This window comes from Lactococcus sp. KTH0-1S, assembly GCF_052544945.1.
Genome location: NZ_CP195165.1, coordinates 342,969 through 360,196 on the forward strand (window position 1 = coordinate 342,969; position 17,228 = coordinate 360,196).

15 protein-coding genes are annotated in these 17,228 nt (G+C 35.6%); 12 read left to right on the forward strand and 3 right to left on the reverse strand.

Translation table 11 applies throughout. The features are described from left to right. Nucleotides 1-2: 2 nt before the first annotated feature. From ACRYLU_RS01745 to recA, 8 genes are all read left to right on the forward strand, one after another. The gene (locus tag ACRYLU_RS01745; RefSeq protein WP_003131637.1) at nt 3-1,052 is read left to right on the forward strand and encodes an ABC transporter ATP-binding protein; all 1,050 of its coding nucleotides are present in this window, start codon (nt 3-5) and stop codon (nt 1,050-1,052) included. Then, on the forward strand, nt 1,049-1,990 hold the full coding sequence (locus ACRYLU_RS01750) for an ABC transporter ATP-binding protein (RefSeq protein ID WP_015425809.1): 942 nt from the start codon (nt 1,049-1,051) through the stop codon (nt 1,988-1,990). The genes ACRYLU_RS01745 and ACRYLU_RS01750 overlap by 4 nt, the downstream gene beginning before the upstream one ends. Before the next feature lie 228 nt (nt 1,991-2,218). Further along, nucleotides 2,219-3,790, forward strand: a complete 1,572-nt coding sequence (locus ACRYLU_RS01755; RefSeq protein ID WP_015425810.1) for a peptide chain release factor 3 — start codon at nt 2,219-2,221, stop codon at nt 3,788-3,790. A 264-nt stretch (nt 3,791-4,054) separates the two neighbouring features. Next, nucleotides 4,055-5,698, forward strand: coding sequence for a DEAD/DEAH box helicase (locus ACRYLU_RS01760; protein ID WP_038599099.1), 1,644 nt, complete (start codon nt 4,055-4,057; stop codon nt 5,696-5,698). A 363-nt stretch (nt 5,699-6,061) separates the two neighbouring features. Next, nucleotides 6,062-6,973, forward strand: a complete 912-nt coding sequence (gene era / locus ACRYLU_RS01765; RefSeq protein WP_003131632.1) for a GTPase Era — start codon at nt 6,062-6,064, stop codon at nt 6,971-6,973. A gap of 97 nt (nt 6,974-7,070) precedes the next feature. Continuing rightward, on the forward strand, nt 7,071-8,663 hold the full coding sequence (gene asnB / locus ACRYLU_RS01770; RefSeq protein WP_195362609.1) for an asparagine synthase B: 1,593 nt from the start codon (nt 7,071-7,073) through the stop codon (nt 8,661-8,663). Between the two features lie 193 nt (nt 8,664-8,856). After that, nucleotides 8,857-9,675 carry a DNA-formamidopyrimidine glycosylase gene (gene mutM, locus ACRYLU_RS01775; protein WP_445081113.1) on the forward strand — a complete coding sequence of 273 codons (819 nt, stop codon included), beginning with the start codon at nt 8,857-8,859 and terminating at the stop codon, nt 9,673-9,675. Between the two features lie 152 nt (nt 9,676-9,827). Beyond that, nucleotides 9,828-10,991: a recombinase RecA gene (gene recA, locus ACRYLU_RS01780; protein WP_023189932.1), complete on the forward strand. Its 1,164-nt coding sequence runs from the start codon at nt 9,828-9,830 to the stop codon at nt 10,989-10,991. Between the two features lie 12 nt (nt 10,992-11,003). Here recA and ACRYLU_RS01785 read toward each other — a convergent pair whose 3' ends face one another. Beyond that, nucleotides 11,004-12,377, reverse strand: a complete 1,374-nt coding sequence (locus ACRYLU_RS01785) for an amino acid permease (protein ID WP_003131627.1) — start codon at nt 12,375-12,377, stop codon at nt 11,004-11,006. A gap of 68 nt (nt 12,378-12,445) precedes the next feature. Next, nucleotides 12,446-13,825 carry an amino acid permease gene (locus tag ACRYLU_RS01790; protein ID WP_038599112.1) on the reverse strand — a complete coding sequence of 460 codons (1,380 nt, stop codon included), beginning with the start codon at nt 13,823-13,825 and terminating at the stop codon, nt 12,446-12,448. Nucleotides 13,826-13,971: 146 nt separating this feature from the next. Between ACRYLU_RS01790 and ACRYLU_RS01795 the strand changes: the two genes are divergently transcribed. The 3 genes from ACRYLU_RS01795 to ACRYLU_RS01805 all read left to right on the forward strand — a co-directional run bounded on the left by ACRYLU_RS01795 (nt 13,972) and on the right by ACRYLU_RS01805 (nt 15,402). Further along, nucleotides 13,972-14,352, forward strand: a complete 381-nt coding sequence (locus ACRYLU_RS01795; protein ID WP_038599115.1) for a YlbF family regulator — start codon at nt 13,972-13,974, stop codon at nt 14,350-14,352. Beyond that, complete coding sequence (locus tag ACRYLU_RS01800; protein ID WP_161935052.1) at nt 14,339-14,653, forward strand: YlbG family protein; 315 nt, start codon at nt 14,339-14,341, stop codon at nt 14,651-14,653. The genes ACRYLU_RS01795 and ACRYLU_RS01800 overlap by 14 nt, the downstream gene beginning before the upstream one ends. A 230-nt stretch (nt 14,654-14,883) precedes the next feature. Further along, nucleotides 14,884-15,402: a hypothetical protein gene (locus ACRYLU_RS01805; protein ID WP_003131623.1), complete on the forward strand. Its 519-nt coding sequence runs from the start codon at nt 14,884-14,886 to the stop codon at nt 15,400-15,402. A gap of 64 nt (nt 15,403-15,466) precedes the next feature. On the opposite strand, the gene ACRYLU_RS01810 is transcribed toward ACRYLU_RS01805, so the two are convergent. Next, the gene (locus ACRYLU_RS01810; protein ID WP_010905301.1) at nt 15,467-16,060 is read right to left on the reverse strand and encodes a CYTH domain-containing protein; all 594 of its coding nucleotides are present in this window, start codon (nt 16,058-16,060) and stop codon (nt 15,467-15,469) included. Nucleotides 16,061-16,276: 216 nt separating this feature from the next. On the opposite strand from ACRYLU_RS01810, the gene ACRYLU_RS01815 reads away from it, so the two are divergent. Next, nucleotides 16,277-17,083 (forward strand): DUF817 family protein, encoded by an 807-nt coding sequence (locus ACRYLU_RS01815; protein WP_445081114.1) that lies wholly within the window; start codon nt 16,277-16,279, stop codon nt 17,081-17,083. Nucleotides 17,084-17,228 lie beyond the last annotated feature (145 nt).

The following is a 17,228-nucleotide window of genomic DNA, read 5'->3' on the forward strand; positions in this document are numbered from 1 at the left end:
AAATGGCAGAAGAAAAAGTATTAGAAGTTAAAAATTTGCATGTCAATTTCCACACCTATGCTGGAGATGTTAAAGCGATTCGTGATGTATCTTTTGATTTAGAAAAAGGACAGACCCTAGCGATTGTTGGGGAGTCTGGCTCTGGTAAATCAGTAACAACAAAAACTTTGATGGGCTTGAATGCGAAAAATGCGGTAATACCACAAGGTGAATTATTATTTAAAGGGCGTAACCTTCTTGATTTAAAAGAAGAAGAGTGGCAAAAAATTCGTGGAAATGAAATTTCAATGATTTTCCAAGACCCAATGACTTCTCTTGACCCAACAATGCGTATTGGAAAACAAATTGCTGAACCTTTGTTGAAACACAACAAAGGAATGAGCAAAGCCGATGCCATGAAACGAGCACTGGAATTGATGCAACAAGTCGGAATTCCTGATGCAGAAGTGCATATTAATGATTATCCACACCAATGGTCAGGCGGGATGCGTCAACGTGCAGTTATTGCGATTGCCTTGGCTGCTGACCCTGAAATCTTGATTGCAGATGAACCAACAACTGCGCTTGATGTTACAATTCAAGCACAAATTATGCATATGATGGCTGAATTGCAAGAAAGAATTAATTCATCTATTGTCTTCATTACCCATGACTTGGGAGTTGTTGCTGGTTTTGCGCATAAAGTGGCGGTAATGTATGCGGGTGAAATTGTTGAATACGGAACAGTTGAAGAAATTTTCTATAACCCGCAACATCCATATACTTGGGGACTCTTAGATTCAATGCCAACGGTTGATTCAAGTGTGGACCGATTGGTTTCAATTCCAGGAACTCCACCGGATTTATTGAATCCACCAAAAGGGGATGCCTTTGCAGCACGTAATAAATTTGCCTTGGCAATTGATTTTGAAGAAGAACCTCCATACTTTGAAGTATCTCCAACACATTTTGCCAAAACTTGGCTTTTAGACCCACGAGCACCAAAAGTAACGCCTTCCGATAATATCTTGGCACGCTGGAAACGCTGGGAAGAATTGAAAGGGGATAAATGATGACAGAACCTAAAAAAGTAATTGAAATGAAAAACCTTGATTTGACTTTTAATAAAGGAAAAAAAGGGGCTAATAAGGCAATTAATAATGTTTCTTTAGATATTTATGAAGGAGAAACATTTGGTCTCGTTGGAGAATCTGGTTCTGGTAAAACGACGATTGGTCGAGCAATTCTTAAACTTTATGATAATTTCATTACTGGTGGAGAAATTCTCTTTGAAGGTAAAGATGTTCGTAATTTAAAAGGTTCAGAGTTGCGTGAGTATCGTTCAGAAGCACAAATGATTTTCCAAGATCCACAAGCTTCATTGAATGGACGGATGCGCGTTAAAGATATCGTTGCTGAAGGACTTGATGCTAATGGTTTAGTAAAAACAAAGGCTGAACGTGATGCTCGTGTGTTGGAACTCTTACGTTTGGTTGGATTGAATGATGACCATTTGACACGTTATCCGCATGAGTTTTCTGGTGGACAGCGTCAACGGATTGGGATTGCACGTGCACTTGCCGTAAAACCTAAATTTGTCGTAGCTGATGAGCCTATCTCAGCACTTGATGTTTCAATTCAAGCTCAGGTTGTTAACTTGATGAGAGATATTCAAGCAAAAGAAAACTTGACTTACTTGTTTATTGCTCATGATTTGTCAATGGTTAAATATATTTCTGACCGAATTGGTGTCATGCACTGGGGGAAAATTTTGGAAGTTGGAACTTCTGATCAAGTTTACAATCATCCAATTCATCCTTATACTAAGAGTTTGCTAAGTTCAATTCCGTCACCAGATCCTATTTCTGAGCGTGAACGGACTCCAATTGTTTATGACCCAACGGCTGAATTGGATGGACAAGAACGTGAAATGCGGGAAATTACTCCAGGACATTTTGTCTTCTCAACAGAAGCAGAGGCAGAAATTTACAAGAAAAACGCTACTGTATAAATAAAAAATTTAATGATAAAACAATTAGTTTTGCTGATTGTTTTTTCTTTTGTTTAATTACCAATCGAATTAATTTTTTAACTCTTTAGTTTGTTGGTAAGATTTATAAAAATCAACTATAAAATCAGGGCAAATTTTGATATAATTAAAAGAACTATTTTTTGAGGTTTAACCAATGTAAAATAAATTAAAAATATAAATGAATAATTAAAGAAAAAGAGAGTATAAATGACTTTACAAGAAGAAATAAAAAAACGCCGGACTTTTGCCATCATCAGTCACCCGGATGCTGGTAAGACGACGATTACAGAACAATTATTGAAATTTGGGGGAGCCATTCGGGAAGCGGGGACTGTAAAAGCTCGTAAAACGGGTAATTTTGCTAAGTCAGACTGGATGGATATTGAAAAAGAACGTGGAATTTCTGTAACAAGTTCTGTCATGCAATTTGATTATGCAGGCAAACGTGTTAATATCTTGGACACGCCTGGTCACGAAGATTTCTCAGAAGATACTTACCGAACATTGATGGCAGTTGATGCTGCGGTCATGGTTATCGACAGTGCTAAAGGGATTGAAGCACAAACGAAAAAACTTTTCCAAGTTGTAAAACGCAGAGGGATTCCGGTTTTCACTTTCATTAATAAACTGGACCGTGATGGACGTGAACCGCTTGATTTACTTTCTGAATTGGAAGAAATTCTTGGAATTGCTAGTGTACCAATGAATTGGCCAATCGGAATGGGAAAAAATTTCCAAGGTCTTTATGATTTTACGCATGGTCGTGTGGAAGTTTATCAACCTGAGGATGGTAAACGTTTTGTTGAATTTGATGAAAATGGGGAAGTGCCGGCTAGTCATCCTTTGACAAAAAATCCATTCTTTACTCAAGCTTTAGAAGATGCTGAATTACTTTTGGATGCTGGGAATCAATTTTCTGAGGAAGAAGTTGTTGCAGGACAATTGACACCAGTTTTCTTTGGTTCAGCTTTAACAAGTTTTGGGGTAGAAACTTTCCTTGAAACATTTTTAGAATATGCACCAGAGCCTCATTCACACAAAACGGTGGATGAAGAAGAAATTGAACCTTTAAATCCTGATTTTTCTGGTTTCATTTTCAAAATCCAAGCAAATATGGACCCACGTCACCGTGACCGAATTGCTTTTGTTCGGATTGTATCTGGTGAATTTGAACGAGGAATGGATGTTAATCTTGTTCGGACGGGTAAGAAAGTGAAACTCTCAAATGTCACACAATTTATGGCTGAATCGCGAGAAAATGTTGAGAATGCTGTAGCTGGTGATATTATTGGGGTTTATGATACTGGAACTTATCAGGTTGGGGATACATTAACCACAGGTAAATTGAAAAAATCTTTTGAACCATTGCCAACATTTACCCCTGAGCTCTTTATGCGTGTCCAAGCGAAAAATGTGATGAAACAAAAATCTTTCCAAAAAGGAATTGACCAATTGGTACAAGAAGGAGCTATTCAGCTCTACAAATCTTATACAACTGGTGATATTATGCTTGGTGCGGTTGGGCAACTTCAATTTGAAGTCTTTAAAGACCGGATGGAGCGTGAATATAATTCTGAAACAATCATGACACCCATGGGGACAAAAACGGTTCGTTGGATTAAAGAAGAAGATTTAGATGAAAAAATGTCTAGTTCACGTAATATTTTGGCACGAGATCGTTTTGACCATCCTTTATTCTTGTTTGAAAATGAATTTGCCATGCGTTGGTTTAAAGATAAATATCCAGATGTTGAATTAATGGAACAATTTTCAGTATAAAATTACTGACAGATATTTTATATAGTAGAAAAGCTTATATTCTTTAAAAAAATATCATAAAAATTTACTGACAGTTTTGTCAGTATATTTTTTATGAAAATATTTTAAAAAAAGTAAAGGGCGTAAGCATTTTCAGTCAAAAAATTATGCTATAATAGATAAGTTACGTCAGGCGAGTCACATAAATTTCGCCTGTAGCAAGGGTTTCGTACCCTGTAATAAAAAGTTTGGCGTGGGAACACGCAGTAGAAATATAGGTAAAAAATGAAATTTAGTGAACTCGGCCTGTCAGAAGGAATCGTAAATACACTTACAGAGATTGGTTATGAACAACCAACACCAATCCAAGAACAAACAATTAAACTTGCACTTGAAGGGCGTGACGTTCTAGGTCAAGCGCAAACAGGAACTGGTAAAACAGCAGCATTTGGTCTTCCAACAATTGAAAAAATTGATGCTTCTAATCCAGCTATTCAAGCACTCGTTATTGCTCCAACCCGCGAACTTGCGGTTCAAGGACAAGAAGAACTTTTCCGTTTTGGTAAATCAAAAGGACTTAAAGTTCGTACTGTTTTTGGTGGTTCAAGTATTGAAAAACAAATTAAAGGTCTTAAAGCTGGTGCACATATTGTTGTGGGAACACCAGGACGTTTGGTTGACTTGATTAAACGTAAAGCAATTAAATTGGATCAACTTGAAACTTTGATTCTTGATGAAGCTGATGAAATGTTGAACATGGGATTCTTGGAAGACATTCATTTCATCATTGAAAAAACACCAGAAGCTCGTCAAACATTGCTTTTCTCAGCAACAATGCCAAATGACATCAAAAAAATTGGTGTGAAATTCATGAAGAATCCTGAACACATCAAAATTGCAGCCAAAGAAATGACTGCTGACCGTATTGATCAATATTTTGTAAAAACAAAAGAATTTGAAAAATTTGATGTTTTGACTCGTTTGCTTGATGTTGAACGTCCAGAACTTGCAATTGTTTTCGGTCGTACAAAACGTCGTGTTGACGAATTGATTCGTGGTCTTAAATTGCGCGGTTACCGTGCTGAAGGAATGCACGGAGATTTGGACCAAAATAAACGTTTGGCTGTTTTGCGTGATTTCAAAGCAGGACATATTGACGTTTTGGTTGCAACTGATGTTGCTGCTCGTGGACTCGACGTGTCAGGAGTTACTCACGTTTATAACTACGACATTACTCAAGACCAAGAAAGCTATGTTCACCGTATCGGTCGTACCGGCCGTGCGGGTAAATCAGGACGTTCAGTAACATTTGTTTCATACAATGAAATGGGTTATCTTCGTGCCATTGAAAATATGACTAAAAAGCCAATGAAAGGCTTGAAACCACCTACAAAAGAAGAAGCTTACCAAGCATCACTCTCAGTAGCTATGGATGATGTGCTTCGTGATTTATCTGACGATTCAGCTAAAGTAAAATTGGCTAAATTTGACAAACAAGCAGCGAGCCTACTTGAAAAATTTGATGCTAAAGAATTGGTTGCTTTACTTCTTCAAGGTCGCGTAAAAGACCCTGATAATCAAGAAGAAGTTAAGATTACAGCTGAACGTCCATTGCCATATAATGGTGAAGGAAAAGGCTTCAAGAAAAAAGGTAAAGGTGGCGGCGGACGCTACAAAGGTCGTGGAAATGGCGACCGTGATGGAAATCGTGGTGGCTACCGTGGAAATCGTGATGGTAAAGATGGCGAACGCGGTGGAGACCGTAAACGCAACTGGAAAGACCGTGATGATAACCGCGGAGGTTACCGTGGAAAACGTGATGACCGTCGTTTTGACGATCGTAAACAAGGAGAAAAAACTCCTCGTAAACGTACCACAGGAACTGAAAAATCAGCTGGTTTCGTAATGCGTAGCCGTGGTGACAAATAAAAATAATCAAGATATTTCGGTAAATAGAGGAATCATCAGTTAGCTGATGATTTTTTCTTTTGTCAGCTGTCAGTAATTTTATTGTTTGAAAGTTAAACAATAAATCTGTCAGTAATTTTTGAATACAAGATTATTCTGTCAGTAAATTTGCACTGAACATAATTGGATTTAACAAGCTGACGGAGATGACAAATGATTTTTAAAGACTCTGTCGCTTTCCGTCAGTTTAAAGCGATTGCTGGATGAGTTTTAAATCGGCGAATAAAGAACTTGTCAGCTTTGCTGATTATTCTGTCAGTAATTTTCACAATCATTTTTTAGAATTTTACTTAAAAAGGGCTGATTTTATGCTATAATAGCGCTATGACAAATAACAAATTTAAATCAGGATTTGTGGCGATTTTAGGTCGTCCAAATGTTGGAAAATCAACATTTATGAACCACGTGATGGGACAAAAAATTGCCATCATGTCAGATAAACCTCAAACAACAAGAAATAAAATTCAAGGAATTTATACTACAGAAAATGAACAAATTGTTTTCATTGATACGCCAGGTATTCACAAACCACACAATGCTTTAGGCGATTTCATGGTTCAATCTGCTTATTCGACTTTACGTGAATGTGATGTCGTTTTGTTCATGGTTGCGGCGGATGAACCACGTTCAACCGGTGAAAATATGATTATTGAGCGCTTGAAAAAGGCAGAAGTTCCTGTCATTTTGGTCGTCAATAAAATTGATAAAATTCATCCTGACCGTCTTTTTGAAATTGTAGCCGATTATACTTCACAAATGGAGTTTTCTGAAGTGGTTCCAATCTCAGCTAAACAAGGGAATAATACAGAAAGATTAATTGATACGCTCTCTGAAAAATTGGACGAGGGTCCTCAATACTTCCCAGAAGATCAAATCACTGACCATCCTGAGCGTTTTCTTGTTTCAGAAATGATTCGTGAAAAAATCTTATTATTAACTCGGGAAGAAGTTCCGCATTCAATCGCGGTCACTACTGACCAAATGACTCGAGATGAAGAAACTGGTAAGATTCACATCATGGCAACAATTATTGTTGAACGCAAGAGCCAAAAGGGGATTATTCTTGGTAAAGGCGGCGATATGATTCGTAAAATCGGAAAAATGGCTCGTCGAGATATTGAAATTATGCTTGGGGATAAAGTTTATCTTGAAACTTGGGTCAAAATCAAAAATGACTGGCGCGACCGAAAAATGGATTTAGCTGACTTTGGCTATAATCGTGATGATTATATGTAATGAAAATAGCGAATTATCGCTATTTTTTATTTTATTATGAAATTTCCAGACAATTATGATATAATATTGAAAATTATAATTATTATTGGGGGAAATTATGTGCGGTTTTTTATTTATGGAAACATCTGGTTTAACGATAGAAGAGTTTAAAAGTAATTTGGAATTGATTGAGCATCGAGGTCCAGATGACCAACAGCATGTTCGTGATACTTTGGGAAATGATTTTGGTTTTTGCCGACTTTCAATCATGGATTTATCAGACTTGGGACGTCAACCCTTTGGTTTGAATGGCAAAAGAGTTATGTGTAATGGTGAAATCTATAACTTTTTAAGTCTCCGTAAGTTCTTGGAAACAAAAGGTTATCAATTTACTGGCGATTCTGACTGTGAGGTTCTTTTACCACTTTTTGAAACTACTGGAATCGAAACAATGGTAAAAATGCTTGATGCTGAATTTGCTTTTGTCTTGGTTGATGAAAACACTGCTGAAATTTTTGCCGCTCGTGATCCCTTTGGGATTCGTCCACTTTTTTATGGTTATAATAAATTAACTGGCAAAATTTGTTTTTCTTCTGAAGCCAAAGCACTGATTTCAACATGTAATGATGTGACACCATTTCCTCCTGGTTACTACTATGCCAATGGTGAATTTCATGTTTTTAATGACATTGCTGAGGTTTCAACAATTGTTGAAGAACCTTTGGCTGAAATTTCAGGACATATTCGTCGCAAATTGGAACGTGCAGTCAAAAAACGTCTTCATGCAGATGCTCCAATGGGCTATCTTTTGTCAGGGGGTTTAGATTCATCATTGGTTTGTGCGATTGCAGCTAAGGAATTAGAAATTCCAATCAAAACCTTTGCTATTGGAATGGAAACCGATCCGATTGATTTGAAATATGCTCGTGAAGTGGCGGATTTCTTACGAACTGACCATACCGAAATTCTGATGACAAAAGAAGATGTGCTTTCAGCAGTCCGTGAAGTGATTTGGCACTTAGAAACATGGGATATCACAACTATCCGGGCTTCTATTGGCATGTATTTAATCTGTAAATATATTCATGAGAATACAGAGCTAAAAGTTTTGATGACTGGTGAAGTTTCTGATGAAATGTTTGGTTATAAATATACTGACTTTGCTCCATCAGCGGGTGCCTTTCAAAAAGAAGCTCAAAAACGAGTGCATGAACTTTATATGTATGACGTCCTGCGGGCTGACCGCTGTTTAGCGGCTCATTCTCTTGAAGCGCGTGTTCCTTTTGCTGACTTGGATTTTGCGGCCTATGTCATGTCCATTAATCCCAGCAGAAAATTGAATACTTATGGCAAAGGGAAATATCTCTTGCGTCATGCTTTTGAAGGGACTGAACTATTGCCAGATGAGATTTTATTCAGAGAAAAAGCTGCTTTTTCTGACGCTGTTGGTCACTCAATGGTTGACTATTTAAAAGAATTTGCTGACGAAAAATATTCTGATGAAGACTTAGCAAAGGCCAGTGAAAAGTATCCAAAACATACACCATTTACCAAAGAATCATTGATGTATCGTGAGATTTTTGAAGAATTTTATCCAGGATATGAAGATTGGATTCTTGATTTTTGGATGCCAAATCGCGATTGGGTTGGGGCAGAAGTTACTGACCCATCCGCTCGCGTCTTATCAAATTATGGTGATTCTGGAAAATAAATTTTGAAATCTTTATCATAAAAAAATGAATGAGAAATGTTAAAATAGTCACTGATGAAACTTATCTAATGATAATTGTCAGTGATTTTTTTATATTTAAATTTAATTAAGAATACAAAAGAAAGTTGTCAGTAAAAAATGAATTAAAATTTATTGACAGACTTGTTAGTAATTTTTTTGATGTGAGGGAAAAATGCCAGAGTTACCAGAAGTTGAAACAGTGAGAAGAGAGCTTGAAAAAAGAATTGTTGGACAAAAAATTGTATCTATAGAAGCCACTTATCCAAGAATGGTTTTAACTGGTTTTGAGCAATTGAAAAAAGAATTGACAGGAAAAACCATTCATGGCATTTCACGTCGCGGAAAATATTTAATTTTTGAAATTGGCGAGAAAAATCGTTTGATTTCTCATCTGCGGATGGAAGGAAAATATCGACTTGCAAGCCTCAATGTTCCAATGGAAAAACATGACCATTTAGCCCTTAAATTTACTGACGAACAATTAATTTATGCTGACGTAAGAAAATTTGGAACTTGGGAATTGATTTCTACTGACCAAGTCCTTCCATATTTCTTGAAGAAAAAAATTGGTCCAGAGCCAACTTATGAAACTTTTGATGAACAGATTTTCCGAGAAAAATTGCAGAAATCGACAAAGAAAATTAAACCCTTTCTACTTGAACAAACATTAGTGGCTGGACTAGGAAATATTTATGTTGATGAAGTGCTCTGGCTAGCAAAGATTCATCCAGAAAAAGTGGCAAATCAACTGACAGAAAGTTCTATTCATCTTTTACATGATTCTATCATTGAAATTTTGCAAAAAGCAATTAAATTAGGCGGCTCAAGCATCAGAACTTATAGTGCCTTAGGTTCAACAGGAAAAATGCAGGACGAATTACGAGTGTATGGAAAAACAGGGGAAAAATGTGTGCGTTGTGGCAATGAAATTCAAAAAATAAAAGTGGCTGGTCGGGGGACCCACTTTTGCCCATTCTGTCAGCAAAAATAATGACTTGATTTTTACTGACAGCTTTTAAAGATTAGTTTAAAAACTCAGTGACAAAGTTAATAAAAAAACGTATAGATAGAATATAGGGGCTTATAAAAAATCCTGAAAAATGCTATAATTAAACAATAAATAAAGAATAACGGAGATAAAATTTGGCAACAAAGAAAAAAACAAATTTTGATGATATTACCAAAAAATATGGCGCTGAACGTGACAAAGCTTTGGCAGATGCACTTGCTCTGATTGAAAAAGACTTTGGGAAAGGTTCACTTATGCGTCTTGGTGAAGCAGCCAACCAAAAAGTGTCAGTAGTAAGTTCAGGCTCACTTGCACTTGATATTGCGCTTGGTGCAGGTGGTTATCCTAAAGGACGTATCGTTGAAATCTACGGACCAGAATCTTCTGGTAAAACAACAGTCGCTCTTCATGCCGTTGCAGCAGTTCAAAAAGAGGGCGGAATTGCAGCCTTTATTGATGCTGAAAATGCGCTTGACCCAGAATATGCAAAAGCGCTCGGTGTCAATATCGATGAACTTTTACTTTCACAACCAGACTATGGTGAACAAGGGCTTCAAATTGCTGAAAAATTGATTACATCTGGTGCAGTTGACTTAGTTGTTATTGACTCAGTTGCAGCTTTGGTACCTAAAGCCGAAATTGACGGTGAAATTGGTGACAGTTCAGTTGGACTTCAAGCTCGTATGATGTCACAAGCCATGCGTAAACTTGCAGGACATATTAATAAAACAAAAACAACAGCTATTTTCATCAACCAATTGCGTGAAAAAGTTGGGGTTATGTTTGGTTCGCCAGAAACAACACCTGGTGGTCGTGCATTGAAATTCTACGCTTCTGTACGTCTTGATGTCCGTGGTTCAACAAAAATCGAAGAAGGTTCTGGAGATAACAAGACCCAAATCGGTAAAATCACAAAAATCAAAGTCGTTAAAAATAAAGTGGCTCCACCATTCAAGGTTGCTCTCGTTGATATCATGTTTGGTGAAGGAATTTCAAGAACCGGTGAACTTTTAAACATTGCTGTTGATGAAGGAATCATCAAAAAATCAGGCGCTTGGTTTGCTTACAATGACGAAAAAATTGGTCAAGGAGCAGAAAAAGCGAAGAACTATCTCAAAGAACACCAAGAAATTTTTGATGAAATTGACCATAAAGTTCGTGCCGCACACGGTCTTCTTGATGAAGCAGAAGTAGCAGAAACTACAGAAGATACTTCAACAAAAGCTAAGGCAACTAAAGCTAAAAAAGAAGAAAAAGTAGTCGAAACTGAAGAAATTGAACTCGAACTCGAAGATTAAAAAAACAGCTGATTATTCAGCTGTTTTTATTTTTTTAAAGAAAGTAAATAGTCCAAAGATAAGAACCCAGATCACAGAACCAATAGCCGGAACAATTGTATCTTTAAAGCAGAATAGTGAAATAAAGATTAAAACAAATCCAGCAATGGCTAATGGAATAAAGATGTGGGCTGCAGGTAAAACAAACCCTTTAGGATCAAAATCGCTTGATTTCCGATATTTAAGATAAGTAATTAAGGTCATCAGATAAACCACTAGAAAAAGATTGGTTGCGACACTGGTAATAAAGACAAAAGAATTAGAAATCGCAGGAATCATCGAGATGAATGGAGTAAATAGAATTAATAACGAGGTGAAAAGTAAAGCATTTACTGGTACACCAGCTTTTGAAAATTTAGTAAATGGTTTAAGTATTTTATCATTATTGAGTTTTGATAAAGAATAAAGATTACGAGTGATTGAAAAGAGGGCAGAGTTTAAAGCTGAAGCAGCAGAAGTTAGTACGACAAAGTTCACTAAAGCCGCTGCCCACTTGATTCCAATGAGTTGGAAAATGGTAACAAATGGTGATTTATCTGCCGGAATATCGCGCCATTGGTAGATACTCATAATTGCCAGCAGTGCCCCAACATAAAAGAGGACAATTCGAATTGGAATTTGGTTAATCGCTTTTTTCAAAGTTGGTCTAGGATTATCTGTCTCTGCTGCAGTCATTCCGATGAACTCCATCGAAACAAAAGCAAACATGACCATCTGGAAGCTTTCAAAGAAATTAGAAAGCCCATTTGGGAAGAACTCGAAGCCTTTGGTGATATTAGTTACACTTACAGTATCAGTTCCTGTATGATAATGACTAAAAATAAGGATTATTGCCGTTAAAATCAAACCAATAATCGCCACAATTTTAATCATCCCAAACCAAAATTCGGTTTCTCCAAAAAATTTTGGATTTAAAGTATTCAATAAAGTTAGAAGAACTAATACAAAGACTTCTGTCATCCAAATTGGTAAATCCGGCAACCAAAAATTAATATAAGTTCCAATAGCAATTAGCTCAGCCATAGCTACAAAAACAACAACCAGTAAATAAGACCACTGAATAAAGTAACCAGGTTTTTCACCGAGATAACGTGAAACAAAATTTAAAAAGGAATGTTGATTGGGATCTTGGTAAAGCATCTCCCCGATAGCTCTTAGGAGAATATACATAAGCGCACCGATTATTAAATAAACAAAAATAATTGATGGGCCAGTGAGGTGAATCGATTTTCCGGCACCGAGGAATAATCCCGTACCAATTGTTCCAGCGATGGCAATAAGTTGAATATGCCTATTTTTTAAACCACGTTGCGAGGGCTTATTTTCTTCATTTTGATTTGTATTCATAATATTATATTATACGCTTTTTCATTTAGTTTTTCAGAAGTCACTCTGTCTAGGAAAAGATGACTCGCTTAGATTTTTTTATAGTGCGAGTAGAGTCCAAAGAAAATTGTCCAGACAATTGCTCCCAAGGCCGGATAAAAGGTATCAGCATTGAAAAACAAAGAAGCAAAGACAATTGCAAAGATAGCTACGATAAAGGGAACGGTAATTTGAGGTTTTGGTGTCAAGAAACCTTTCGGATTGTAATCTTCAGATTTGCGATATTGCCAATAAGTGTAGAGGGTGATAAAGTAAACCACTAAAAATAAATTAGTCGTACAAGAGGCTGCAAAATCGAAGGCATTTTTTATCTGAGGAATAAGAGTCAGGACAGGAGCCAAAAGCGAGAGAGCAGTTGCCATATAAAGGGCATTGATAGGAATTCCCGCCTTAGAAAGTTTTGTAAAAGGAGTTAATCTTCCTTTGTCATGCTGTTGAGCAAGTGAGTACATATTTCGTGTTGCTGAAAATAATGAACTATTAAGCGCTGAAGCGGCAGAAGTCAGGACAACAAAGTTAATGAGCGCCGCTGCCCATTTGATTCCAATAAGTTGAAAAACCATAACAAATGGGGATTTATCAGCCGGAATATAGTGCCAGTTGAAAATAGCCATAATAGCCAAAAGTGCTCCAACATAGAAAAGTAAAATACGTACTGGAATTTGATTAATTGCTTTTGGTAAACTCTTTTTAGGATTAACTGTTTCTGCCGCAGTCATTCCAATAAATTCCATAGAAGTAAAGGCAAACATGACCATTTGTAAGGCACCCACAAAGTTCCAAGCACCGTGTGGGAAGAGTTGAAAGCCATCAAAAATGTTGCTTAGTGAAGCAGAGTCATGAACGGTTTTTCCGCTTAAAACAGTGCTATAGTGAAAATTACCAGCTACTAAAATAATCGCAGTGACAATCATTCCAAGGATTGCTGCTACTTTAATCATCGCAAACCAAAATTCAGTTTCACCAAAAAAGCGAGAATTTAAAGTATTAAGTCCAAAAAGAAGAGCTAGCATGACAATTTCAATCAACCAAAGTGGAACCTGAGGAAGCCAAAATTGAATATAAGTTCCGATAGCTGTCAATTCAGAGATACAAACAAAAACAATAACTAACCAATAAGACCACTGAGTGAAGTAACCTGTCCTGACGCCTGAATATTTTGTGACAAAATTTAAAAATGAATGTTGACTAGGGTCGTTGTAAAGCATTTCTCCGATTGTTCTTAAGAAAAAGAACATCGCAATCCCAATAAGAATATAAGCAAAGATAACGCTTGGACCAGTCATTTGAATGGTTTTCCCAGCTCCTAGAAAAAGTCCGGTACCAATCGTTCCAGCAATAGCAATAAGTTGAATATGTCGGTTCTGTAAGCCCCGTTGAGCTTCATGTTTCTCTTGAAGATTTTCCAAAAGTTTTCCTCCCTTAAATTATCAGATAATTCCAATAATGTGTTAATTATTATACCAAATTAATAAATTTGTATCAAGAGTCATATTCTTTTTTGCTAAAAATAACAGTAAAGTGTATCATTTGATATTTATGATATAATAAAAATATGTTAATAATCGACCAAAATCTATTAGAAATAGATAATTTGTTAGAAAAGATAATGGACGAGTTTTTGAAATTTCCAGAAGTTGAAGCTTATCAGAAAGCTAAAGCTGATTTTATGGCAGATGAAAATTTACAAAGTCAGCTTAAAACTTTACAGGATAATTCTGAATATATCGCTTTTCGCCCAGAGCTAAGAGCACTTCAGCATGAAATAAATTTGAATGAGAAGGTTTATGCTTTTCGTTTGGCAGAAAATGACCTTCAACAAATTTTGACAACTTTGACTAAGAAAATTACAAATAGTATTTCGGAACAGATTTATGTTGATGAAAATTTACCGTTGAAAGGAGGGCAACATGGACGACATCATGGAAAGCATTGAGAAAAAAGAAATTCGCCCGCTTTTTATAAAGGAACGAATTGCAGTTTATGTTTATTGCTATTCATATAAAGGAACAAGACAATTAAGTAAATTTGGCGATGTGGTTTATATAAGCCAAAAATCAAATTATAGTTTACTCTATGTCAATAATGAAAATCTTTCAGATTTATTGAGTAAATTAAAAGATTTGAAATTTGTTAAAAAGGTACGTGTGGGTCATATTAAAGAACTTGACCAAAACTTTTCTGAAGCTTTTGCTCAAACTAATCTCGCCGTTAAAGAGGAAATTGAGCGCTTGTAAATAAGGGAATAAAAGAGAACTCACGTGTCAATAATGTAATTGGTATTGTGTATTATTTGAGTGAGCAGACTTTTTTTGTTAATATAGTAAAAAAAGAGAGGAGACTTGGTAGAGTAATACTGCTTCATTTTATGAAAGGTCAGAACCTGTGGAACAACTGTATTCTATAGATTCTATTTATAACTTCTTCTCAATTATGAAAATATACCTAAAACCAAGGAAGAAAAACTATGTTGGAGACTCATTATTACTTCACTCCCATTTTAGACCATTTAGAACCATTTGATCATAATGATTGGCATTTATATCCGATTGTCACTTTACCTGCGGCTAAGCAACTACGGGATGCAGAAGATTTGCCTAAAAATATTGTTTCGTTAAATGCTTGTTATGACCGTTTGCGAAAAGTATCACTTGATTATCTGACCGTAAATCTTTACGGACGAAAACAAGGAAGAGCTTTTCTCTTATTGTTGCAGGATGTTTTAGAAGAAACGACGATTTTAGATTATACAGTACAAGTTCGTCAGCAGATTTTGAAAGAAATCGGCGTGTCTACTCTGAATTTTATGGAGTATCGTTCTTTTGCTAAAAGACATCTCGCTTTAATGTTAAAAGATTTTAGAAAAAATGATTTTCAAGCCTCTCCAGCAAGTCTGATTATGACTAATGAGGAATGTTTGAAAATTGAAGATTGCCCTCATGCCCTCTTACAGCAATACTTAGAACAAATTGAAAAAACTGCCTGATGCTTGTCAGACATTTTTTTTATAAAAAAATACTGACAGGATTCTGTCAGTAAAATTTTAAAAATTATTTTCGTAAATGTCTTAAACAGTCCAAAAAACGAACAACTTTGGATTTTGAAAAACGATATTCAACTCGATTTTTATCTAAAAAGTCAAAAAAGTCTTTTTTCCCTTGTTTGCTGTCATCTACCTCAAGCTCAAGTTCATAATCAGTATGCCCTAGATAATCATTCTTGTCTAATGCAGCAAGCCCAATTGGAAGATGTTGTTCATAACGAATCGTCGTCAAACTTCCAATTAAAGTGATTTCTTCAAGATTAATATCACGTGCAGTCAGTAACTCACAGATTTCACTTAAATCAGTCTCTCCACAGACAATATTTCGTTCGCCAAGGAGTTGTTGAGCTTCTTCAAGACTGAGATCAATATTATATTCAATATTTCCAACTTCTTGAGGAACTTTTAAAGTCATTTCTGCGGACTTATCAAAAGTTCTAATACGCAACGCCAATTTTTTCTTGCGTAATTTAAAATCTTTTGAATCTAAGTAGTGGTTAGTTTGCCTAACAGGGGTTACGTGAGTAAAGAGTTTTTTGAGCTGGTCATACTCAGCCAGCGACAATAGCGACTTATACTCAATCTCCAAATTCGTACTCATTAATTAATTTTTAAGATTATTTTCTAAAGAAAATATCTTTCCTTTCAGTTGGGTTAAACGATATATTAATTAAAAGTATATCAAAAGGCTGACTATAAGTAAAGTTGCGTCCTAAGCTGAAGAAGGAGAAAAAGTGGCTCAAAGCAGAGAAACAAAGGGAAGTTTTAAAAATGAAGGAGACTAGACAAGGACTGAAAATATGATAGAATTAAGGCTATGGAAAAAGTAGAAGAGAAATATCATTTAAAAGATTTTTGGAATTTTGGTTTGAAACAATTTCGGTCAGCAATTTTTGGAATTACCATTATTCTGTCATTAATTGTGACTACCTTCATCAAAATTCCACATCTTGCACGTTATGATACTTTATTGATTTGCGTCATCGTTATTCAAATGATACTTTTGGTTAGCAAATATGAGCGAGCTTATGATTTAATTCCAATCATGGTCTTCCATGTTTTGGGAATGATTTTAGAAATATTTAAAGTAAAGCATGGGAGTTGGTCCTATCCAGATGCTGGCTTATTTAAAATTATGGATGTTCCCTTATACAGTGCTTTTATGTACTCGGCAATTGGTTCTTATATTGTTCGGGCAATAAAAGAGTTTGATTTAGAAGCAACCAATTGGCCGCATTGGTTGATGTCCATTGGTATTTCTGTTCTTATTTATCTCAACTTTTTTAGTGGAACCTTTGGCTTTGATTTCAGAAATATCTTTTATCTCTTTATTTTAATGATTTTCTGGAAAACTAAATTTACTTTTGTATTGCGGGCAAAACGTTATCAAATGCCGGCAATTTTGAGTTTCTTTTTAATCGGTCTCTTTATTTATTTTGCAGAGAATATTGGTTCTTATTTTAGTGCTTGGACTTATTCTTATCAGTTAAAAGCTTGGCAATTTGTTGATTTAGGTAAAATCTCTTCATGGACTTTATTGATTATCGTTTCAATCATTATTGTTATTGAACTTCAGAGATATTTTTCAAAAAAGATAAAAGTAAAAAATATAATTAAGAACTAAAAAGGGCAAAATGATTGCTCTTTTTTTATTGAAATTTAAAGCATTTAAGTAGCAATAATGTGAATAAAGCAAACTTATGTTAAAATATTAGATGTGATTCTAATAAATATAGAAGTCAGAAATCGTTTAAGATTTAAATACTCAA